This is a genomic window from Dethiosulfatibacter sp. (genome assembly GCF_983023055.1).
On the sequence record NZ_CEZJXU010000006.1, the window covers coordinates 1 to 20,613 of the forward strand.

Here is a 20,613-nt window from a genome sequence, read left to right on the forward strand (position 1 = left end):
TTGGTTCCCTTATCCCTGATTATCTCAGCTCTTTTAATATAGTTTTTATCATTTACAAGGAGGGCTCCTCCTTCTCCCATTGTATAGTTCTTGGTGTCATGGAAACTATAAGCTCCCATGTGGCCTATGGATCCAAGTTGTTTCCCCTTGTATGTGGCCATGATTCCCTGGGCGGCATCTTCCACTACACCTATTCCGTATTTTGCTGCAAGGTCCATTATAATATCCATCTCGCAGGCTACACCTCCGTAATGGACAGGTATAATGGCTTTGGTCCTTTTAGTTATAGCTTCCTCTATTAGGTTCTCGTCCATGTTCATGGTATCTGGCCTTATGTCCACGAATACAATTTTTGCCCCTCTAAGTACAAAGGCATTCACCGTCGACACAAAGGTGAAGGATGGTGCTATGATTTCGTCACCTTCTTCAATATCCAGAAGCAGTGCTGCCATTTCAAGGGCATGGGTGCAGGATGTGGTGAGAAGTGCCTTTTTGGTGCCGGACAATTTTTCAATGATCCTGCTGCATTCCATGGTAAACTCTCCGTCTCCGCTTATCTTCCCATTCTCTATGGCTTTCTTCATATATTCGATTTCATTGCCCAGGCTAAGGGGCTTATTGAATGGTATCATCATATCTTTATCCTTTTTCTTATTTTTTCCTGCAATGTCTTCATCATGTTTGTGTTTTTTAGATACAGAAAGTATATGAGTATGAAATATACCAGGGCTCCGGCTCCTACTGTTGAAATAAGTTTTATGAACCTTATTATACTTGTTCCCGATGTTATAGATAATAATGAAGACATTGATTTAACCACTAGAGCCATAGGTACCGATGCAATTATGGATTTCACCATTATTGACAGTATATTTTTATATTCAATTTCAAGATTTTTATTCTTTAAAAGATAAATCTTCACAATAACACTAAGGGTTGCAACTATGCTGGTGGCAAGAGCCAGTCCGTTGTGTGCATGTATCTCACAAGGATAAGATTCAGTATTATATTTAGTACCACTGCTGCCATTCCAATTTTCATGGTTGTCTTTGAATCCTGATATGCATAGTATACCTTGTTGATAAACAGTCCCATACCTGTTGCCGCTATTCCCAGTGAATAGTAGAACAGTGCCGAGGATGTCATATATACCGCTTCAGCATCAAAGGCTCCCCTTGAATAGATTACGTCTACTATTTCATGATTTAGGGTAGTCAATCCTGCAGTTAACGGTATCACCAGTATTGTTATCATGTTCATTGAGTAGGTGAACATTTTCTTTAGCTTCTCTTTATCGTCCTTCACTATCCATTCGGAAAATGATGGATAAATGACAGTTACCATTGCTGTAATAAAAAGTCCGTTTATGGCATACCTGGTCTGTGCCGCATAGCGCAGTGCAGAGATGCTTCCCTCCACAAGGGTGGATGCAAGAGTTCTGTCAACAATAAGGTTAATCTGCATAATTATTGCCGAGATCATTAATGGAAACATTATACTATAGGTTGCCTTCAGATATTCGTCCTTTATTTTAAGAGATATTTTTTTTCCTGTATCTTTTGACAATGGCAGGTATATTAAAAGTGCTCTCAGTCCATATGCCAGTATATTGCTGACTATTAGTCCTTCCATGCCAAACCTGTCATAGAATATGGCAAGATATGATACTACGACTGCATTGACCAGCATTCCGCCGCTTGCCACTAGAAAGAATCTGTTCCTTGAATGGTTGAAGGCTTCAAAAATGGAATACATGAAATTACAATAAATAATAGGAAGTCCTATTCTAAGATATCTGGTGGTGATAGATAGCTCTTCTCCTGTAAAGCCTACTGCAAATATCTTTACAAGAGGCTTGGCAAAAATATATGCAATGCTTATTACTATAAAGGAAACCAGGGTGAAGAGTACTGCCATATTGTTTATATATTCACCTTCCGTAGTTTTCTTTTCATTTCTTATTCTTGAAAGGATGGGAATTATGGCAGCACTAAGTCCCGCTCCTGCAAGTCCGAAGATCACAGCATAGATGCTGTTGGATACGAAGTATGCATCAGTTGTGAAGTCCGAACCGAATCGGTATGCTATCATAACCTCCCTGAAGAAGCCTGTGAGCTTGCTTATGGAGGTTATTATGAGTATCCCTATGGTTGCCTTTATCATTGTGTTTTTTTTCATGGGTTCACCTTTATCATTCAAAGTGCGGTTTTAGAAGTTCAATCAATTTATATACCATGGTTGCAGGTGCCATCTTTGAAGGTGTTTTATCTTCATAATCTTTGCACAGCTTTTTTGCATTACTTATTGCCTTGTCTAAATCGCCATATTCAATCAACAAATCAAATATATCTTCACTGTTTTTTCTATATTTATCAACACCAGCTCTTGCAAATATATCACTTAATTTGTCATAATATTCACTTCTATGAATGTCTGAATTATAGTAATTGAAATGAAGCAAAAACCATATCTCAATGCACTGATTTGACCACGCTGCATGCCATTTTTCAGGTTTTATTTGACTTTCATTCATGGAATCTATTATTCCGGCGGTGTTGTCGAAATTATCAATTGGAAAATCATCTGAATCATACACTAACCAAATGTGATCATACTCCTTACCTTGTTTTCTATTTTTTTCCAAAATGTCTTTTGCATAGTTAAGCAAAGAAATAGTATTTCTTCCAGTTCCTCTTATTTCTAATTTTATTCGATTATTGATTTTATTGTCATATTTTTCTTCTATTTTATTCTTAATACTATTGAAGTAATTTGGTTCCGTTTTGGTGCCTTCACAGATTATTAAAAATCTTTCGGGATGAACCAGCTTAACTCCTTCTTTTCTCTTTCTCTTGACAGTTCTTCTTTTGATTTCATCTTTTTTGAGAGGCTTTTTGCTCATACATCAGCACCTCCCAATTTATTATATTTTGAAAATATGGATCCGCACCATATCTACCTTCAAGATACTGCTTGTCGAATCTTACATTTTTTCTGACCAATTCACCTTTTTCATCCCTCAATTCAATAAGGGAATATAATTCTGAACAGTCTCTGCTATTCTTTGCTGTAAACCATATCTCATCTCGTCTGAAAAGATCATTTTTCATAACAGTCATATCATGAGAAGTAAATATAAGCTGTGCTCCAAATATGTTTATTTCATCATTCTTAAACAATTTGATTATATATTTTAATAATTTTGGATGCAATTTAGCATCCAATTCATCAATTATTACAAGCTTGCCATTTACCAAACCATCCAATATCTTAGGCAATAGACTCATTATCTTAATGGTTCCACTGGATTCGTCAAACAAACTTAATGAATATTTTTTGTTGTCACGCTTTCGTATAGTAATTATGTCTTCAACTCTACCTTTTTCGTCCTTCTTGATTACTATATCATTAATATCAATATCCATCTCATTAAGTGATGATATAATAACATCCTTGACTTTTTTCTGAACAGGAAACATCACTTGTCTATCTTCCTTATATTCACCATAATGACTGTATTCGCACTTGCTGAACCAGTCAACAACTGTGTTAATGATTGAAATATTATAGTTGATCTTAAGAAATGACAAATAAGGAATTTTCGAGGAAATCTCAGTTTTAGATACTGATTTCAACAAATTCCCATTTGATATTTCATTATTGCTTCTAAAAAAAACCTCGATATTTCTCTTTCCTCCGACATTGATTTTATAGAGACTTTCATTAATAATTTCATTGTTATGATAACTTATATAATAATTGAATTCAATATTACTCTGTCTGAAAATAGCATTAAATGAGGTCGGCGCTTCTCTAGATTCATCGTCAAGCATAAATGGAACAGTCTGATTTTGGCTCAATTCTTTTTTTTCATTGTTATCTTCAAACATAACAACAGGATACATGATTTTGCTTGTCAAATGCCACAGGGCTTCGAGTACTGTCGACTTTCCGCTTCCGTTTGGTCCGTATATTGACGCTACCGGTATAAATCTTTCTCCATCTTTTGGGTCAACCAAGATTGTCTCTTCCAATTCAGTGATTGTTGCAGCCTGCATATCAAGTGTAGTTTCATATTGAAAACACTTATAATTTTCAAAAGTAAATTGAATTAACATTTAAACACCTCGCGAATTTTTTATTCGTGTATATATGAATATTATACAATTTTTGATTTCAATTTACAAGTTTACGAATATTTTATTCTTAATCGATTTGTTCATGAGACCCCTTTATCCATATATTTTTTGCAAATCGTAATTCCAGCGTTTTTTAAATTGTATCATATTTCATAATATCTTATCCACGAAATATCTGCCGTCATGTATGAATTTGATGATTTTTCACCAGTGTTAGCAATATTTCATTTCATATTGAATTGTTACTATTCTAGATGATATACTTAATTAAAAAAAGACAATGGGGACAGACCCCAATGTCTTTTTTGAGAAGGAGTAAGTATTGAAGAAATCTTTAAAGAAAAAAATCAAAAAAAACCTTATATTATACAGAATTGCCTGCATTGCCAAAGAATTTTATCACAAGCATTTCCTCGATGTAATGACTTATACCAGAAAGAAATTCAGAGAAGAGATCGGGAGAGAGTTGGACCTTGAGAACCCATTATCATACAACGACAAGCTTCAGTGGCTCAAGTTCAATTGGCGGGACAACCTAGCAGTCCTCTGTTCAGACAAGGTTCTTGTTAGGGATTATGTCCGAGACAAGGGCTTTGCTGACATATTAAACGAAACCTATGGAATATACGACAGCATTGATGAAATTGATATTGATGATTTCCCCGAGAAATTTGTACTGAAAGCAAATCACGGTTCCGGATGGAACAGTATCTGTACGAACAGAAACTCCTACAATTGGAAACGAGAAAAGTACAAACTCAACACCTGGATGAACCTTAACTATTACTGGAAAAATATGGAGTGGGTATACAAGGATATCAAGCCAAAAATACTCTGCGAAAGATTTCTGGAAGAGGATGGAACAATACTTCCAACGGACTATAAGATTTTTTGTTTCAATGGAAAACCTGAATTTACCTACGTCTGTGTGGATAGGGATACCGATGTCAAGTTCGACTATTACGACCTTGACTGGGTTAAACACAAGATTGGAAAGGGATGTGAAATCAGTGACAGAGAATTACCAAAGCCGGAAAACTATGAATATATGCTGGAAATATCAAGAGCCTTATCAGCACCATTCCCCCATGCAAGGATTGACCTTTACGAGATCTCGGGCAAGGTTATTTTCGGTGAAATCACCATGTACCCAAGCGACGGCCTGGATAGGTTTACCCCGGAAGAGCAAGATTTCATTATAGGAAACATGTTAGAATTGCCAGATATCCTGTGATGAAATTTTTAACACATTAAATTAGGAGTAAATATTGAAGAAGTCCTTTAAAAAAACAATGAAGCAAAATCCAGTCAGCTATAGGTATATCTCACTCGTAAAGCAATACTACCATATGAAATTTATTGATGAAATAGTCTATACAAGAAAGAAGTTCAGAAAAGAAATGGGTAGAGACTTGAACCTTGAGAATCCCATTTTATATAACGATAAAATGCAGTGGCTTAAATTCAATTGGAAAGATGATCTCGCTGCCCTATGTTCTGACAAGTGTCTTGTAATGGATTATGTAAGGGATAAGGGTTTTGAAGACATATTAAATGATATACACGGCATCTATGAAAGCACAGATGAAATTGACATAAATACCTTTCCTGAGAAATTTGTACTGAAGGCAAATCATGGTTCGGGATGGAACAGTATTTGCGAAAACAGGGAAAACTATAACTGGAAAAGGGAAAAGTATAAGCTTGATACCTGGATGAAATTGAACTATTACTGGAAAAATATGGAGTGGGTTTACAAGGATATTAAACCTAGGATACTCTGTGAGAAGTATCTTGAAGAGAAAGAGGGTGAACCTCCTATTGATTACAAGATATACTGCTTCAATGGGCAGCCGCAATTTACATATACCTGCATAGACAGGCACACGGGAGTAATATACGACTATTACGACCTGGACTGGAATAAGCACCTAGTAGAATGGGGTGGAAGCTGCGGGAGCAACCGTTCAATACCCAGGCCAGTAAATTATGAATACATGCTTGAAATAGCTCGGGTTCTTTCAGAGCCTTTCCCACAGGCCAGAATAGATCTGTACGAAGTAGCCGGCAAGGTCATTTTTGGTGAAATAACTCTGTCCCCTAGTAGCGGACTGGATAAATTCAAGAATGAAAAAGATGAAATCAGATTTGGAGAAATGCTGGAATTACCCAAAAGACATTAGGGACAGACCCTACTGTCTTTTTTTAGCTTAAGAAGTCTAATCATTGTGGTCCCTGTAGTTAAGTCCAGTAAATTTGATACAATGAATCTAGCGACTGCAGCCATTACGGCTGATGATGCCAGGGATTTCATTATTATTGACAGTATCTTGTCATATTCGATTTCAAGGTTCTTTTTCCTTAGAAGCCAAAACTTCAGTGAGGTATGGAAAAGGGCGACTATGCTTGTTGCAAGGGCAAGGCCGTTGTGGGCCATGTATCTTACAAGTATCAGGTTAAGTATTATATTCAGGATTACGGCTATTATTCCCGTTTTCATGGTTGTCTTTGAATCGTTATATGCGTAGTATACCTTGTTTATGAACATTCCCATGCCGCTTCCCGCCATTCCTATGGAATAGTAGAACAATGCAGATGATGTCATTAGGGCGTCCTCTGCATTGAAGGATCCCCTGGAATAGACTACATCTACGATTTCTGTGTTAAGGGTCATTATTCCTATGGTTATGGGAATGACAAGTATTGTAATCATGCTGACTGCATAGGTGAACATCTTCTTCAGCTTCTCTTTGTCACCCTTGACTATCCATTCGGAAAAGGATGGATATATGACTGTGACCATGGAGAAAATAAGAAGGCCGTTCACTGAGGTTCTTACCTGTGATGCATATTGAAGGGAAGATATGCTTCCCTCTACAAGGGTCGATGCCAGAGTTCTGTCTATTGCAAGATTGATATAGGATATTATGCTGGATATCATTATAGGCAGCATTATGTTGTATGTGGCTCTCAGGTATTCATCCCCCAGGTCAAGCCTCTGGAATTTTCCCCTGAATTTTCTAAGAGGCACATATATGTAGAGAGCCCTAAGTCCGTAGGCCAGTATGTTGCTGACAATGAGTCCCGGTATTCCAAATCTTTCGTAAAACAGTGCAAGGTATGCCACCACTACTATGTTCATTATTATTCCACCGCTGGCAACTATGTAGAATTTGTTCTTCGAATGGCTGAAGGACTGGTATATGGAATACATGAAATTGAAGAATATGACGGGCAGACCTATTCTCAGATAGGAGACTGTGGTATCAAGCTGGGCTCCTGAAAAGCCTACTGCAAATATCTTAACGAGAGGCTTTGCCAATATGAATGACAACATAATCAACCCAAGTGAAACCAGAGTAAAGAGTTTTGTTATGTTTCTTATATAGTCGCCTTCGGTTATCCTTTTCTCATCCCTTACCCTGGAGAGTACGGGAATAATGGCTGCACCAAGACCAGCCCCGGCTAAACCGAAGATTACTCCATAAATGCTGTTGGATATGAAGTATGCGTCAGTTGTGAAGTCGGAGCCGAAGCGGTATGCAATCATAACCTCGCGAAAGAATCCCGTAAGCTTGCTCAGGGAGGTTATGATCATTATTCCTATTGTGGCTTTTATCATTGTACGTGTTTTCATGTCGTCCTCCAGACAGTGGGGACAGTCCCTACTGTCTTGCTGCTTACTTTTTATTTCTGCGTTTTAGCTTCCTCACTGTCTTTTTCCACAGAAGCGATGCCACCTGGCTGTAAGTATCCACATTCCACATGATCTTGAGATAGGCAGGCAGTCTTGTCATTCTTACTATAAAGGAAGCATTTTCCATTCCCTTGCTGTATATATACCACCCTATCATGAAGCCTCCGAATCTGGAGGGATTGTTAAGATGATGATAGAGTTTCTTTTCGATTTTCGTATAAGGTATGGCATTCATCTTGTCCATGAAGGATTTCGGCATGTCTGTGCTGAATTCCTTATCCAAGAAATTCATTCCCTGCTTTATGGTGAATATGAGTTTCTTCTCCTCTGCAAGTTTTATGATTTTGTCCCAGTCAATGTCATTTCTTCTCTTCTCCATTACCTTCATCACATCAGGAATCCATCTGATGGCCGACACACGGTTCCATCTGAGACCATGAGCCATATTATGTACTATCTGCATCTCAGGATTGAGTATCTTAACATACCTTCCCATGTAGTTTACTGTTTCAATATTTTCCCAGTAGGATTCCTCGGAACCCTTCCAGCAGGATTGGAATATTACATCCCAGTGAAGATCCAAATGGAAATCCCTGTCGTCGCCCAGGGCAATCTGGTTGCTGTTTTTGAATTTAGTATGGAAGGTTCCCTCTTCCCTGTTGTACCATCCTGCTTTCTCCAGTAGAAGGTATGCCTTCTCCGCATCCTCCCTCCTCACCAGAAGATCTATGTCGTTCATGGGTCTCAGGGCAGGTTCCTCATAGTATGAAGACACCAGGGCCGCACCTTTCAGAAGGATGCACTCTATGTTGTTTTCATCAAAAGACTCCAATACCTTAAGGCTGTTGTGCATTATCATCCTATTCTTATAAAGGAAGTATCTGTATATGCCCTTCATCCTGTTCTTGTTTTCAAAGTCTTCATTTATTAAGGACATCTTTCTGTATAGTGAGGGGATAAGTCTGAAGCTCCCTGCTTCCACATGATCAAAATCTATGGATGAAGTCCAGTTGTTAAAGCTTTCCATTGATGTTTTCTTGTCTTCGTCAAGTATTGCATGTAAAAGGGTCTTTTCAAGACTGTTCATTGTTCTTCTCCCGCCTTCTTTTCATCATCTCTATTATTATCTTCCCATAATCTTCATTGCTTTTCTTGTGGGTTATGCCGTGGTTGGTATAGTGTATTCTTCTTCTCATAACCAAAGAAGGCAATGTTTTGCTGGTGAGTCCTTCTTCTTCTGCACGCTTGAACCAGTCTATGAACTCTCCTGTTTCATATTTGGTTGTTAAATATCCTGCCTTTAGAAAATCTTCCTTTCTTATTAGCATGGTTCCAGGATGTATTCCCTTGAATGGTTCTTTCCTGCATTTGTATTTGTTTCTGAAGTCATCATCAGTATCGGGACTGTAAAATTCTTTCATCATTCCAAAAATTATGTCTTCCGAGTCTTCTTTTGTAATTTCTGATATTCCATCCCTTAACCTGTCTTCCATCCAAATATCGTCTGCATCGAGAAAAGCAAGGTAGATGCCTGTTGACTTTTCAACGCCCAGGTTTCTGGCTGATGCCGCTCCACTGTTTTCCTGTTTCAAATAGGTTATTTTGTCGCCGTATTTCTTGCAGACCGCTTCCGTGTTGTCTGTTGATCCGTCATCTACTACTAGGATTTCAGAAATCTTGAAGCTTTGGTTCATGACGCTTTCAATGGCTTCGTCTATATATTTTTCTCCATTGTATACAGGGATTACTACGCTTATTCTATGTTTTTTTCTTCTGATTATAGAGTTTTTTACAGCCTTCATGAGGTTTATATTTGTCATAGCCGTATTGCTGGAAAGATTTGATTCATGAACCCTCTTCATAAGAAGGTTTTCATCAATTACTTCCATTTTAAATCCCAGGTCCCTAGCTCTCAGAAACCAGTCGCTGTCTTCACCAGTCTTGAAGCTTTCATCAAAATAGCCTATTTTCAGAAAGTCCTCTTTTCTAATTATAAGAGAACTTGGTATATATCCTGTCATTTCATTTTCTTCATAGTCCTTCCTTATCCAGTCCGGAAACCTTTCCATTCCTCTGTCAAGGAATAGCTTGTGCTTCGTAAAGGTATAGGATATAGAGGGATTATCTTCCATGAAGCCAATCTGCTTCTGTAGCTTTTCACAGTCCCATTTGTCGTCTGCATCTATGAAGGCCAGGTAGTCTCCTTTTGATGATTTAATTCCCGTGTTCCTGGCTGATGCTACTCCCATGTTTTCCTGGTGGATATATGAGTTTACCAATGATTCTGCGATTTTTCCGGTATCGTCAGTTGAACCGTCGTCTACTAGTATTATTTCTACATTGTCATAAGTCTGGCTTTTTACACTTTCCAATGTTTCTCTTATATGTTTTTCGCCGTTGTATACGGGTATTATTACACTTACCAAGGGTTTATCCATAGTATCACAGTCCTTTTATTATTTCTTCAAGCTTGTTGTTGGTTTTTTCAGTATCTCTTCCTAGAACCATTTCAAATACGGGGACATCTTTCAGTATTTTCGATATATCCTTAAGTGTCCTGTTTCCACTGCCTGGCATCTGGAATATTGTGCTCGCCGAGAGAATGAGAAGTGCCTTTGCAGAGGGTATCCTTGAATATGTTGTCTCTCCCTGTCCAATTCTCGGAATAACTACTGCCCCCAGGGTTGATCTTTTTCTAATTTTTTTGCCCTGGTCCTCCATGAAGAAGTAACCCTTGTCCTCATCTTTTGAGTTTATAGCAAGGTTTTCAAGTCCCGTCACTATTTTGCCGGATTCCCATCTTATCTTGCTGCTTGAGTAGATGCTGAATATGGACCTGTCTTTAGGATTAAGTATGACATAGTCATCCCCAAGGTATTCAAATCCATTGAGGGCCGCTGAAATAGCTGTTGTCGTCTTTCCAGAGCCTCCACTTCCAATGAGGAGTATTCCCTTTCCGTTAATTGATACGGAGGCTCCATGAACCAGTGTCATGGAGTTTTCCTCACAGAAGTGATGGAATATCATTCTCATGGGAGCTGCTTTTTCATAGTAGGGCAGCATATCAAGTCTTGGAATATAGTAATAGGCTTTCTTTGTATTCTTGTCGTATCCTGTTAGCACTTTGCTTTCATGGTTATAGAGGAGGTGCTTTCCATCCTTGTTGTATACTATGAGCTTCTTGTCCTCTGAGGAATCATCTTCAAATTTCTTCCAGGCAGGAATGGGATCTTTCCCTTCTTCATCATGAATTACGAATATTTCAAGGTCTGGGCTTTCTCTGGTGCTTTCCTGGGGGTATACTTTCTTTTCAAATTCTCCTGCAAGATGGGAAAAGGGTCTTGAAAATATGTCCCTGCTATTTTCATTCTGGAAATGCATGGTTATTATGTTTGATCCAATAATCAGCTTTTTACTTGAGTTGAAATCTTTTTGTCTGTTTATATTGAATAAGGCATCCATTACTACTCCGCCTCGTTTGGCCATCCCATGTCTGAAACCTCGTGAATGGGATCAAGAAGAAGCATTTCCTGCATGTCTGAAAACTTCTCTATGACTGGCTTTTCATATACTGTTTCTTCACAGCTTTCTGCAGGCAACTCTCCCTCAACTTCCTTCATGAGGCTTTCCTCAAGTAGGTAGTCACAAAATGTCTGTATCTTTTCATTTATTTCTTCTTCACTCAAGTCAGTGGATATTTGGGACTTGATTATGTCTTCCACTCCAGATCCCTTTTCCAGACCGGTCCATATTTTTGCCGCTGCCTTGTTGAGACTGTAGTAGCATCCACTTTCAAGGTTTATTACTACAAGTTCTCCATCCATAGGCTCGCTGATTACATTCGGTTCATTTGGTTTCAATATTCTTCCCATTATATGCACTCCTGTTATTTGATTTTTTGAATTTTTTTGCCTAGGTTTACTGCTTTTTGTCCTATTTTCTGTATGAAAAGTCCTGTCTTGACCCTGATAATCTGTATTCTTGTAAGATATTCAAAGGTTTTTATCTTTTCCGTCAGGACTTCGTTGATTATTTCAACTTTTCCTTCTCCATATTCTTCCTTGAGACTTTTCCTGCAACTGTCCATATAGGGAATCTTGTAGATATCGAGACCTGTTTTCCTAGCCATGTACCCATCCAGCTCACAGGGATTGTCTGACACCGCAATGAGTCCAAGGTTTACCGACTTTCCTTCAAGGGGACCATGTCCCTCCATTGCAGGGCATCCGTCAAGGATTGAAAGATCAGGCTTTATGAATCTGTTAACATCTGCCAACACCCTGTCGAGGAAGGGATGATATATGGACTTGTCTTCCAGCGACAGGCATCCGAACTGGTTTTTTAGTATTCCAGTATAGACTGCCATGCTGTGGGTCTTTATTTTAGCCATTGATATGAAGAAATGGTCTTCTGAAAATATTTCACTCATTTCTATTTCCTTTTTGAAATATTCTCCCTTGAAGTCATATATCCTTCTCGGCTCTGTCCTAAGGTTGTAAAGGTGAAGGTTTCTGAATCTCTTTTCCAGCTCTCTGAAGAATTCCTTGTTGAATTTATCCCTTGCCCTACCATTTCTTCCGCTGTCTGATTCCACGATATATACTTCTGCTGTCGGATTGATTGCAAAAATCCACTCTACAGTTTCCTTTAGAAGCCATAGAGGGGTGGTGCATCCGTGACATTCGTTTTCATCCCTTGATGTAGTGATGTTTGGCTTTATTATTATCCTTTTGCTTTCCTTAAGACTACTTGAAAGGTTCAGTCCTTCCACTACTCCCTTGAAGGTGCCCAGGGTGTAGTCTTCTTTATTTAAAAGGTAGATTTTCGACATGCTCTCAGCTCCTTTGCTGCTGATTTCATTCCTTAAGTCCTCAATAAAATTTGGGAGGAATTCTTTTGTATTTCCTGTTTATCAAGTTTAAATATATTGCATTGACCATTCTCAATAAAATCATGGGCATGGAGTCGAGGAATTCATAAAGTAACCTATATGTCCTTTCCTCTTTGGTGCTGAGAAAATACATGGTTCCCTTCTTTTCTTTAGTTGGAATTGGAACCTTCATGTCATTTCCCAATCCTTCTTCATAGGGGAGGTTGAGAAATCCCATGATTTTATGCAATGTTTCTTCCCTGTTTTTTATGAGGTTGTCGTAGTCTATTATTTTTATATTCATGTTTTTCCCTGCGAAATTCGCCGCATATCTGTCAAAGACTGCAGTTTCGTAAAGGGTTTTCAAGCTCTTGATTTTCTTATGTCTTGTTGATTTCATGTTGAGGGTTGAATTCACACTGTCTATTATATCCCTTTTCACATAGAGGAATCTAAGGTTTTCTATATTGTCGTTGATTCTTTCCATTATTATTGCATTGTCGGGAGTCTTTTCGATATATGTTTTCTTACCCACGGTGGTGGCAAGATCCATCATGAACTGGTGGTAGAAGGAATATTTGTCATATGTTGGGTTTTCCTTTAAATATTCCCCCCGAGCTCCTGAATTTTTGTAATATTTGGACTTCATGAAATCCCGGCTGTATTTGCCGTATTCCAGGTCATTTTCTATTTTACCACACTGTTTCATGAAGTGGGAAAAGTAATAGCTCTCGTCGGGTCTAGTATTGCCCTCCACCTGTCTTGTGACTGTGAGTATGTCTTCGTGACAAGACAACAGCCTTCCAAGCCAGGTTTCCCCGGACCTTTCTTTTCCCACAATAAATATTCCCTCGGGGATGTTTTCATATTCCTGTAGGTCTGTTGATTTATTGTTCATTTCATCATCTCCGTATATGCTCTTCTTTTGCTTTGTGAATCATAATTTCGTTATTTTTTTAAATTGTATCATATTTCACTATGCTTTTTCCATGGAATATCTGCGGAAAGGGTGAATGTCCTTCATTATTATCAACACTTCATTTGTTATTGAATTCTTCCTACTCTAAATGATATACTTATTTAATATACACGGAGGTTCAGAATGTTTAATTCACAAATCACTAAAACTATTTCGACTTTTCCTCAGGATATTTTGAAGAAGGAAGCCCTTTCAGACATCAGAGGCAGTAGTCTGACATATATGAATAAAAAGACAATGGGGACAGACCCCAATGTCTTTTTTGAGAAGGAGTAAGTATTGAAGAAATCTTTAAAGAAAAAAATCAAAAAAAACCTTATATTATACAGAATTGCCTGCATTGCCAAAGAATTTTATCACAAGCATTTCCTCGATGTAATGACTTATACCAGAAAGAAATTCAGAGAAGAGATCGGGAGAGAGTTGGACCTTGAGAACCCATTATCATACAACGACAAGCTTCAGTGGCTCAAGTTCAATTGGCGGGACAACCTAGCAGTCCTCTGTTCAGACAAGGTTCTTGTTAGGGATTATGTCCGAGACAAGGGCTTTGCTGACATATTAAACGAAACCTATGGAATATACGACAGCATTGATGAAATTGATATTGATGATTTCCCCGAGAAATTTGTACTGAAAGCAAATCACGGTTCCGGATGGAACAGTATCTGTACGAACAGAAACTCCTACAATTGGAAACGAGAAAAGTACAAACTCAACACCTGGATGAACCTTAACTATTACTGGAAAAATATGGAGTGGGTATACAAGGATATCAAGCCAAAAATACTCTGCGAAAGATTTCTGGAAGAGGATGGAACAATACTTCCAACGGACTATAAGATTTTTTGTTTCAATGGAAAACCTGAATTTACCTACGTCTGTGTGGATAGGGATACCGATGTCAAGTTCGACTATTACGACCTTGACTGGGTTAAACACAAGATTGGAAAGGGATGTGAAATCAGTGACAGAGAATTACCAAAGCCGGAAAACTATGAATATATGCTGGAAATATCAAGAGCCTTATCAGCACCATTCCCCCATGCAAGGATTGACCTTTACGAGATCTCGGGCAAGGTTATTTTCGGTGAAATCACCATGTACCCAAGCGACGGCCTGGATAGGTTTACCCCGGAAGAGCAAGATTTCATTATAGGAAACATGTTAGAATTGCCAGATATCCTGTGATGAAATTTTTAACACATTAAATTAGGAGTAAATATTGAAGAAGTCCTTTAAAAAAACAATGAAGCAAAATCCAGTCAGCTATAGGTATATCTCACTCGTAAAGCAATACTACCATATGAAATTTATTGATGAAATAGTCTATACAAGAAAGAAGTTCAGAAAAGAAATGGGTAGAGACTTGAACCTTGAGAATCCCATTTTATATAACGATAAAATGCAGTGGCTTAAATTCAATTGGAAAGATGATCTCGCTGCCCTATGTTCTGACAAGTGTCTTGTAATGGATTATGTAAGGGATAAGGGTTTTGAAGACATATTAAATGATATACACGGCATCTATGAAAGCACAGATGAAATTGACATAAATACCTTTCCTGAGAAATTTGTACTGAAGGCAAATCATGGTTCGGGATGGAACAGTATTTGCGAAAACAGGGAAAACTATAACTGGAAAAGGGAAAAGTATAAGCTTGATACCTGGATGAAATTGAACTATTACTGGAAAAATATGGAGTGGGTTTACAAGGATATTAAACCTAGGATACTCTGTGAGAAGTATCTTGAAGAGAAAGAGGGTGAACCTCCTATTGATTACAAGATATACTGCTTCAATGGGCAGCCGCAATTTACATATACCTGCATAGACAGGCACACGGGAGTAATATACGACTATTACGACCTGGACTGGAATAAGCACCTAGTAGAATGGGGTGGAAGCTGCGGGAGCAACCGTTCAATACCCAGGCCAGTAAATTATGAATACATGCTTGAAATAGCTCGGGTTCTTTCAGAGCCTTTCCCACAGGCCAGAATAGATCTGTACGAAGTAGCCGGCAAGGTCATTTTTGGTGAAATAACTCTGTCCCCTAGTAGCGGACTGGATAAATTCAAGAATGAAAAAGATGAAATCAGATTTGGAGAAATGCTGGAATTACCCAAAAGACATTAGGGACAGACCCTACTGTCTTTTTTGTTATTCATTAACGGACCATCTCTTTGAAAAGTTCAGCATAAGAGGCTGATATTTTCATATAGTCGTATTTGTCTTCTATAAGTTTACTGCTCTCCCTAAGAAAGTCTGGGTTCCTTTTGCTGTCCAATACCTGAAGAAGTTTCTCCGCAAGCTTTCTGTAGTCTTCAGCCGGGCAGTAGTAGTTCGCCCTGCCCAGGGTTACTTCCCGTACTGCCGAGTTGTCCGCCAGAAGGCAGGTCACCTCGGCATACATCGCTTCAACTGCAGACATGCCAAATCCTTCGAAAGAGGAGGTATTTACGAAGATCCGAGCATTTTTCAAAATTTTGTCGAATTCACTCTTCGGCAGGTATCCTGTGAGATCCAGCCTTCCTGACTTTTTAAGTCTTTCTGCAAGGGTATTTGTTTCTTCATCATCCCTGTATAGGGATCCTGATATGACCAGGTTGCAGTCTGTCTTGTCCATTATGGACTCGTATGCCTTCAGTAGTGTTTTCAGATTTTTATGTTTATAGGCCATGTTGTTGGCAAATATGTACTCGGGTGGTAATCCATCTGACAGGGGGACAGACCCCTTGTCTGGTACAAACTTGTCCGAGAAATATATGGGGTTGTAGATAAGTCTTGTCTTTTCCCTGTATTCTCCATAATGCTTCTTGAGCTCGTCCCTGTCATAATCAGATATTGCAACTATGACTTCCCTTTTTTTAAAGTCATTGCCATAAAGGTGGTGGAATATTCTATTTTCGTATACCCTGAATGCTGACGGGTTCGACTTGAACTGTATATCGTGGGGAATCACAGCAGTTGGAATATTGAATCTGGAAAATCCTGTATATGCAACTGGGAAAAGCAACCTGTCTACTTCGTATTTTTCAATCAGCTTAGGTAGCATGAATGTTCTGAACCATATTCCATAGAACAACTTTATTTTGAAAAAGCCCTTGTGCATATTCACAGTCACGTAGTTGATATCCTCGGAGATATCCTCGAACTTGTCTTTTGCCTCTTCCAGTCCGAATACTGTTATATCCTTCCCATATCCAAGGTTGCAAAGTCCCTTTATTAGATTCATGAGGACCTGTTCCTTTCCTCCTTCGTATTTTTTGCTGAAGAAGGATCCGTCTATTCCTATTTTCAATGTTTACTCCTTTATTACCTTCAGTGTTTCCTCTGCAGTTTTTTCCCATGTGAAGAGCCTGTGTCTTTCATTGCCTTTTGTTATCAGTTCATTCCTTAGCTCATCATCATTAAGAAGCCGAAGAATTTTTTCCCCGATCATTTCCAAGTCATGTGGGTCCACCAGTATTGCAGCATCTCCTGCAACTTCAGGTATGGACGATACATTTGAGGCTATTACAGGAGTTCCAGAAGCCATTGCTTCTATTGGTGGAAATCCGAATCCTTCGTAGAAGGAACAGTACAGGAGCATTTCCGCATTTTCATAACTCCAAGCAAGTTCCTCATCACTTAGGTATCCGGGGAGCAGCACCCTGTCCTCCAGGTTGTTATCCTTAATGTATTCATGTATTTCATCTGACTTCCAGGCAAATCCTCCTGCAAAGAGCAGCTTGCAGTCTGTCATGTCCTTAATCCTGTCGAAGGCTTTTATTATTCCCAGGTTATTCTTTCTCGGAGTTATTGTTCCTACAACGAGAAGGAATTTATCATTTCCCATCAATGCTTCAGGTCTTTCCTTCTCCCTTGATGAATACTTGATTGTACCAAGGTGGATGGATTTAACATTTTTTCTGTCAGGAAAGTATTTAATCAGGTCCCTCTTCGTTGATTCCGATACTGTGATTATTTCATCCGCTCTTTTTATGGAGCTGTCGAAGAAAAGTCTCATGTATATCCTTGCATATATGGCGCTTCCCTCCCCGTAAATCTTGTATGCCATATCGTGGACGGTCACTATGTTTCTGCATTTTGCCATGAGGGGCATTGTGAAGGCAGGGTTTAACATGAGATCAATCTTTTCCCTCTTTATTTGAAGGGGAAGGTGCACCTGTTCCGTAAAGAGTCTTGTATATTTGTTTTTTGAGGCTAAGGGCAGATCTATTATCTCTATTTTTTCGTTTATTAGTCCTCTGATTTTAGGACCGCATGATGAAAAAAGTATGTATTCATCATCGGAAATATTTGCTAGATTGTTTATTAGATTTATTGTATAGTTCCCTATTCCAGAATTGTTGTCGGAAAGTGTGAGTGCGTTGATTCCTATTTTCAATATTATTGTCCGTCCTTCCAGATGCTTTTAAGTCTTTCTACATTTGATTCCCAGGTAAACCGTTCTTCCATGAATTCCACACCCTTTATAGACATGTTACTTCTCAATTCAGGATCTCTTATGAGTCTGTCAACAGCTTCAATGATTTCACTGTCTCCGTCCATTGTCATTACAGTTTCGCCATCGATTCCCGGTATCCCATTTAGTGCCATAGGTGTTGCCACTACAGGCAGTCCTGCTGCAAGAGCTTCGAGTATCTTGTTCTGAAGTCCCGTTCCCGAATTCATCAGATATACTCCAATTTCCGATTCCAGAAGAATCTCAACCATGTCCCTTACATTGCTTTTGACTATGATGTCATTGCCGTTATGGAGGTTTCTGATTCTTCTGCCAGGGTTTCTTCCTGCTATTATATATTTATAGTCCGGATGTTTCTCGTGAATCTGCGGCCATATCCTTTCAGCAAAATATATGGCTGCTTCTGCATTTGGGAAGTAGTTCATATTTCCGTGAAATAATATCTGCTTTTTCTTTTTTATATCGTATCCCCTTATTATTTCCCGGGAAATGTATGTCCCATTAGGGTTAACAGCCTTGTTTTCAAGATTTGATTTTTTCGCGTCATAATCCGATACAAAAACTGTTCTGTCATATTCCATGGCGATATTTCTTTCATAGTCTTCAAGGAGCCTTCCCTCCATGTTCATGATCCATCTTTTGAATCCTATCTCCTTATCCGCCCTTCTTTTCATATTCAGGGACAAAAGGTCTATCATATCAAGAAAAGCCTTGGATTGAAAATCATCATCAGAGATGTGTTTCACTTTCATGATTCCATATTCCGCCATTCTCACAGTTTGTACGTGGATGATGTCTGGTGCGATCCTTGCCATAGCCTCTTGTACTTTCTCCATTTCACTTTTCCTTGTGAACATATTTACCTGTAATGGTTTCCCATTTACAATGGTTTTCAGCGCATTAAAAAACATAAGGGGCTTTGAAATATTTATATGGTGCACCTCTTTGCAGAGATTTTCAAATCCAAGTACGTCTCCCGACTTTTCCTCCGTTGGAAAGGTGAAGAGATAAATGTCGTTGTCCTTTGAAAGTCTCTTTATCTGGTTGTATGCTATTAACTGGTCTCCCTTGTTGGGAGGCCAGGGATGTCTAGGAGTTATATACGCGATTTTAAGCTCTTCCATAGTCTTCGCCAAACCTTATTATATCGTCTTCCTCCAGATAGTCTCCCATCTGAACCTCGATTATCTCAAGGGGAAATGCTTCCCTGTTTTCAAGATTATATCATATTCATGGTGGTGCTATCCAGTGTAAGAAAAGACACTAGGGACAGACCCCATTGTCCTGATCAAAAAAGACAGTGGGGTCTGTCCCCAATGTCAGGCATGTTCTACAAAATATTTACTGACACCTGTTACTTTCACTATCTGTCTTATGCTTGTGCCGTCTAATATTTTCAATTTCTTCAATAAGTTTTTAGCTTTATCTTTTTCCATCACACTTAAAGATTCTGCCTTAACACCATACTCATTCTCTATAAGCGCGGCTAGTTCTTCTTCAGTCAGTTTTAACCTTTTGTCAAAATCAAGACATTTATCTTCATTTACCATATTTGTGTATTCCATGAATTTCTTTGCAGCCGTTACACTGTTTTGTGAAAACATCCTAAGTATAAGATCCACATCAACAATCTTCCTGTATCCGAGATATTCGTTATAACTGCTCCATTTGTAGCTTGCTGTACTATTTACCATTTGTGCCTTTACAGGATTCTGATGTATGTATCTTGAAACAGTGAGTAGATATCTTTCATCTTCCACAACTTCACTCTTGAATCTGTCCTGGAAAAGATGGCCTACTCTTTCATTCTTCCAGTTGTACCAGGCTGCATAGTTGGTACTTATCCTCTGCATGACATGTGATATGGGATCTTCATTTTCCTTCATGAGAAAATGAACATGATTGCCCATAAGGCAGTATCCCAAAAGGTTGAAATCACTGGTATTCTTGACTTCCCTGACAATTTTCATAAATTTGTAGTTATCCATATCAGATTCGAAAATGGTTTGCTTGTTAACACCACGCATCATAATGTGATAGATGCCAGTTCTACTTTTTCTTCTTGCCTGTCTTGCCATAAAATCACCCCTCCTCTTCAGACAGTGGGGTCTGTCCCTACTGTCTGACACTTTTGTCTACTGCACAGATTGTCGAACGTTCGTTCTGATAATATATTATCATTTATTTTTAACGATTGCAAGGGAATTACAATATGTTACAAGAAATCCCCAGGAAATCTCAACAAAAAAGACAGTGGGGTCTGTCCCTACTGAAGAAAAGATTAAGTTTACCTCAAAACAGCCGAATACTTATATGGAGGTATTATACATGAATACATTCAATGTTTTACTCGTAGAGCACCATAAAGAGGATATAAAAATCATATCCGACAAACTTAGAAAAATTACTAATTGCAATATATATACATGTTCAAACGGCAACGAAGCCCTTGACCT

Annotated in this window: 21 protein-coding genes and 1 pseudogene; 5 read left to right on the forward strand and 17 right to left on the reverse strand. The window is 38.6% G+C overall.

The window, feature by feature from the left end:
- From rffA to AC3AX0_RS00720, 5 genes are all read right to left on the reverse strand, one after another.
- A partial coding sequence (gene rffA, locus AC3AX0_RS00700; protein WP_487548383.1) for a dTDP-4-amino-4,6-dideoxygalactose transaminase occupies nt 1-632 on the reverse strand: 632 nt, incomplete at its 3' end.
- Nucleotides 632-922 (reverse strand): hypothetical protein, encoded by a 291-nt coding sequence (locus tag AC3AX0_RS00705; RefSeq protein ID WP_487548384.1) that lies wholly within the window; start codon nt 920-922, stop codon nt 632-634. The genes rffA and AC3AX0_RS00705, both read right to left, overlap by 1 nt.
- Nucleotides 923-942: 20 nt before the next feature.
- Nucleotides 943-2,178, reverse strand: coding sequence for a murein biosynthesis integral membrane protein MurJ (gene murJ, locus AC3AX0_RS00710; RefSeq protein WP_487548385.1), 1,236 nt, complete (start codon nt 2,176-2,178; stop codon nt 943-945).
- A 13-nt stretch (nt 2,179-2,191) separates the two neighbouring features.
- Nucleotides 2,192-2,902, reverse strand: coding sequence for an RloB family protein (locus AC3AX0_RS00715; protein WP_487548386.1), 711 nt, complete (start codon nt 2,900-2,902; stop codon nt 2,192-2,194).
- Complete coding sequence (locus AC3AX0_RS00720; RefSeq protein ID WP_487548387.1) at nt 2,874-4,118, reverse strand: AAA family ATPase; 1,245 nt, start codon at nt 4,116-4,118, stop codon at nt 2,874-2,876. Before AC3AX0_RS00720 ends, AC3AX0_RS00715 begins: the two co-directional genes overlap by 29 nt.
- A gap of 343 nt (nt 4,119-4,461) precedes the next feature.
- Here AC3AX0_RS00720 and AC3AX0_RS00725 point away from each other — a divergent pair, with 343 nt between their 5' ends.
- Together AC3AX0_RS00725 and AC3AX0_RS00730 are read left to right on the forward strand one after the other, a co-directional pair.
- A complete protein-coding gene (locus AC3AX0_RS00725) occupies nt 4,462-5,373 on the forward strand; it encodes an ATP-grasp fold amidoligase family protein (protein WP_487548388.1) in 912 nt (303 codons plus the stop codon).
- A gap of 115 nt (nt 5,374-5,488) precedes the next feature.
- The gene (locus AC3AX0_RS00730; RefSeq protein ID WP_487548389.1) at nt 5,489-6,322 is read left to right on the forward strand and encodes an ATP-grasp fold amidoligase family protein; all 834 of its coding nucleotides are present in this window, start codon (nt 5,489-5,491) and stop codon (nt 6,320-6,322) included.
- Here AC3AX0_RS00730 and murJ (AC3AX0_RS00735) read toward each other — a convergent pair.
- From murJ (AC3AX0_RS00735) to AC3AX0_RS00765, 7 genes are read right to left on the reverse strand one after another with little or no spacing between them, the layout of a single operon-like run.
- A complete protein-coding gene (gene murJ, locus AC3AX0_RS00735) occupies nt 6,319-7,776 on the reverse strand; it encodes a murein biosynthesis integral membrane protein MurJ (protein ID WP_487548390.1) in 1,458 nt (485 codons plus the stop codon). The two genes, AC3AX0_RS00730 and murJ (AC3AX0_RS00735), sit on opposite strands and share 4 nt — an antisense overlap.
- A 43-nt stretch (nt 7,777-7,819) precedes the next feature.
- Nucleotides 7,820-8,923 (reverse strand): nucleotidyltransferase domain-containing protein, encoded by a 1,104-nt coding sequence (locus AC3AX0_RS00740; RefSeq protein ID WP_487548391.1) that lies wholly within the window; start codon nt 8,921-8,923, stop codon nt 7,820-7,822.
- Complete coding sequence (locus AC3AX0_RS00745; RefSeq protein WP_487548392.1) at nt 8,910-10,274, reverse strand: glycosyltransferase family 2 protein; 1,365 nt, start codon at nt 10,272-10,274, stop codon at nt 8,910-8,912. Before AC3AX0_RS00745 ends, AC3AX0_RS00740 begins: the two co-directional genes overlap by 14 nt.
- A gap of 4 nt (nt 10,275-10,278) precedes the next feature.
- Nucleotides 10,279-11,322 carry a phosphoenolpyruvate carboxykinase (ATP) gene (locus tag AC3AX0_RS00750; protein WP_487548393.1) on the reverse strand — a complete coding sequence of 348 codons (1,044 nt, stop codon included), beginning with the start codon at nt 11,320-11,322 and terminating at the stop codon, nt 10,279-10,281.
- Nucleotides 11,301-11,708: a PqqD family protein gene (locus tag AC3AX0_RS00755; protein WP_487548394.1), complete on the reverse strand. Its 408-nt coding sequence runs from the start codon at nt 11,706-11,708 to the stop codon at nt 11,301-11,303. Before AC3AX0_RS00755 ends, AC3AX0_RS00750 begins: the two co-directional genes overlap by 22 nt.
- 14 nt (nt 11,709-11,722) lie before the next feature.
- Complete coding sequence (locus AC3AX0_RS00760) at nt 11,723-12,667, reverse strand: DUF362 domain-containing protein (protein WP_487548395.1); 945 nt, start codon at nt 12,665-12,667, stop codon at nt 11,723-11,725.
- 40 nt (nt 12,668-12,707) lie between these two features.
- Nucleotides 12,708-13,604 (reverse strand): sulfotransferase family protein, encoded by an 897-nt coding sequence (locus tag AC3AX0_RS00765; protein WP_487548396.1) that lies wholly within the window; start codon nt 13,602-13,604, stop codon nt 12,708-12,710.
- A 204-nt stretch (nt 13,605-13,808) separates the two neighbouring features.
- On the opposite strand from AC3AX0_RS00765, the gene AC3AX0_RS00770 reads away from it, so the two are divergent.
- The 3 genes from AC3AX0_RS00770 (at nt 13,809) to AC3AX0_RS00780 (ending at nt 15,825) form a co-directional block, all read left to right on the forward strand.
- Complete coding sequence (locus AC3AX0_RS00770; protein WP_487548397.1) at nt 13,809-13,961, forward strand: hypothetical protein; 153 nt, start codon at nt 13,809-13,811, stop codon at nt 13,959-13,961.
- Between the two features lie 3 nt (nt 13,962-13,964).
- Complete coding sequence (locus AC3AX0_RS00775) at nt 13,965-14,876, forward strand: ATP-grasp fold amidoligase family protein (protein ID WP_487548388.1); 912 nt, start codon at nt 13,965-13,967, stop codon at nt 14,874-14,876.
- A 115-nt stretch (nt 14,877-14,991) separates the two neighbouring features.
- On the forward strand, nt 14,992-15,825 hold the full coding sequence (locus tag AC3AX0_RS00780) for an ATP-grasp fold amidoligase family protein (RefSeq protein WP_487548389.1): 834 nt from the start codon (nt 14,992-14,994) through the stop codon (nt 15,823-15,825).
- Nucleotides 15,826-15,856: 31 nt separating this feature from the next.
- Here the strand turns inward: AC3AX0_RS00780 and AC3AX0_RS00785 are convergent, their stop codons facing one another.
- The 5 genes and pseudogenes from AC3AX0_RS00785 to AC3AX0_RS00805 all read right to left on the reverse strand — a co-directional run bounded on the left by AC3AX0_RS00785 (nt 15,857) and on the right by AC3AX0_RS00805 (nt 20,235).
- Nucleotides 15,857-16,990, reverse strand: coding sequence for a glycosyltransferase family 4 protein (locus tag AC3AX0_RS00785; RefSeq protein ID WP_487548398.1), 1,134 nt, complete (start codon nt 16,988-16,990; stop codon nt 15,857-15,859).
- Nucleotides 16,991-16,993: 3 nt separating this feature from the next.
- Entirely contained in the window at nt 16,994-18,079 is a 1,086-nt protein-coding gene (locus tag AC3AX0_RS00790; RefSeq protein WP_487548399.1) for a glycosyltransferase family 4 protein, read from the reverse strand.
- A 2-nt stretch (nt 18,080-18,081) separates the two neighbouring features.
- Nucleotides 18,082-19,281 carry a glycosyltransferase family 4 protein gene (locus AC3AX0_RS00795; protein ID WP_487548400.1) on the reverse strand — a complete coding sequence of 400 codons (1,200 nt, stop codon included), beginning with the start codon at nt 19,279-19,281 and terminating at the stop codon, nt 18,082-18,084.
- A pseudogene (locus AC3AX0_RS00800) lies at nt 19,268-19,366 on the reverse strand (hypothetical protein); the annotation flags it as partial. The gene AC3AX0_RS00795 and the pseudogene AC3AX0_RS00800, both read right to left, overlap by 14 nt.
- 110 nt (nt 19,367-19,476) lie before the next feature.
- Nucleotides 19,477-20,235, reverse strand: coding sequence for a transposase (locus tag AC3AX0_RS00805; protein WP_487548401.1), 759 nt, complete (start codon nt 20,233-20,235; stop codon nt 19,477-19,479).
- Between the last annotated feature and the right edge of the window lie 378 nt (nt 20,236-20,613).

Bases quoted from the DNA above. Each gene is read 5' to 3' on its own strand.
- murJ (WP_487548385.1), bottom strand. From the start codon at position 2,178: ATGAAAAAAAACACAATGATAAAGGCAACCATAGGGATACTCATAATA.
- AC3AX0_RS00715 (WP_487548386.1), bottom strand. From the start codon at position 2,902: ATGAGCAAAAAGCCTCTCAAAAAAGATGAAATCAAAAGAAGAACTGTC.
- AC3AX0_RS00720 (WP_487548387.1), bottom strand. From the start codon at position 4,118: ATGTTAATTCAATTTACTTTTGAAAATTATAAGTGTTTTCAATATGAA.
- AC3AX0_RS00730 (WP_487548389.1), top strand. From the start codon at position 5,489: ATGAAATTTATTGATGAAATAGTCTATACAAGAAAGAAGTTCAGAAAA.
- murJ (WP_487548390.1), bottom strand. From the start codon at position 7,776: ATGAAAACACGTACAATGATAAAAGCCACAATAGGAATAATGATCATA.
- AC3AX0_RS00740 (WP_487548391.1), bottom strand. From the start codon at position 8,923: ATGAACAGTCTTGAAAAGACCCTTTTACATGCAATACTTGACGAAGAC.
- AC3AX0_RS00745 (WP_487548392.1), bottom strand. From the start codon at position 10,274: ATGGATAAACCCTTGGTAAGTGTAATAATACCCGTATACAACGGCGAA.
- AC3AX0_RS00750 (WP_487548393.1), bottom strand. From the start codon at position 11,322: ATGGCCAAACGAGGCGGAGTAGTAATGGATGCCTTATTCAATATAAAC.
- AC3AX0_RS00755 (WP_487548394.1), bottom strand. From the start codon at position 11,708: ATGGGAAGAATATTGAAACCAAATGAACCGAATGTAATCAGCGAGCCT.
- AC3AX0_RS00760 (WP_487548395.1), bottom strand. From the start codon at position 12,667: ATGTCGAAAATCTACCTTTTAAATAAAGAAGACTACACCCTGGGCACC.
- AC3AX0_RS00765 (WP_487548396.1), bottom strand. From the start codon at position 13,604: ATGAACAATAAATCAACAGACCTACAGGAATATGAAAACATCCCCGAG.
- AC3AX0_RS00770 (WP_487548397.1), top strand. From the start codon at position 13,809: ATGTTTAATTCACAAATCACTAAAACTATTTCGACTTTTCCTCAGGAT.
- AC3AX0_RS00780 (WP_487548389.1), top strand. From the start codon at position 14,992: ATGAAATTTATTGATGAAATAGTCTATACAAGAAAGAAGTTCAGAAAA.
- AC3AX0_RS00795 (WP_487548400.1), bottom strand. From the start codon at position 19,281: ATGGAAGAGCTTAAAATCGCGTATATAACTCCTAGACATCCCTGGCCT.
- AC3AX0_RS00805 (WP_487548401.1), bottom strand. From the start codon at position 20,235: ATGGCAAGACAGGCAAGAAGAAAAAGTAGAACTGGCATCTATCACATT.